This is a genomic window from Anabaena sp. UHCC 0253 (genome assembly GCF_009712085.1).
Lineage (GTDB): Bacteria > Cyanobacteriota > Cyanobacteriia > Cyanobacteriales > Nostocaceae > Dolichospermum.
Genome location: NZ_VILD01000003.1, coordinates 617,228 through 618,040, shown reverse-complemented (window position 1 = coordinate 618,040; position 813 = coordinate 617,228). Strand labels below are relative to the sequence as shown.

General features: G+C 33.5%; 1 protein-coding gene. It reads left to right on the top strand.

What is annotated here, in order from left to right:
- Positions 1-813, top strand: an 813-nt coding sequence (locus FJR38_RS10970) for a hypothetical protein (RefSeq protein ID WP_217360004.1), incomplete at both ends; no start/stop codon positions are given.

Genomic DNA, 813 nt, shown 5'->3' with positions numbered 1-813 from the left:
TTCTGAAATAGAGAATATCCAAACTTTTGCAGAAACACCAAATTCTGAAATAGAGAATATTCAAACTTTCTCGGAAACATCCAACTCTGAAGTAGCAAATATCCAAACTTTTTCAGAACCAGAAAAAACCGATATTCAACCTTTCGCGGAAACATCTAATTCTGAAGTAGCAAATATCCAAACTTTCTCAGAACCAGAAAAAACCGATATTCAAACTTTCTCGGAAACACCTAATTCTGAAGTAGAGAATATCCAGACTTTTACAGAAACACCAAATTCTGAAATAGAGAATATTCAAACTTTCTCGGAAACATCCAACTCTGAAGTAGCAAATATCCAAACTTTTACAGAACCAGAAAAAACCGATATTCAAACTTTCTCGGAAACACCTAATTCTGAAGTAGAGAATATCCAGACTTTTACAGAAACACCAAATTCTGAAATAGAGAATATTCAAACTTTCTCGGAAACATCCAACTCTGAAGTAGCAAATATCCAAACTTTTACAGAACCAGAAAAAACCGATATTCAACCTTTCTCAGAAACACCAAACTCTGAAGTAGTAAATATCCAAACTTTCTCAGAACCTGAAACAACCAATATTCAACCTTTCTCGAAAACACCAAATTCTGAAATAGAGAATATCCAAACTTTTGCAGAAACACCAAATTCTGAAATAGAGAATATTCAAACTTTCTCGGAAACATCCAACTCTGAAGTAGCAAATATCCAAACTTTTACAGAACCAGAAAAAACCGATATTCAACCTTTCGCGGAAACATCTAATTCTGAAGTAGCAAATATCCAAACTTT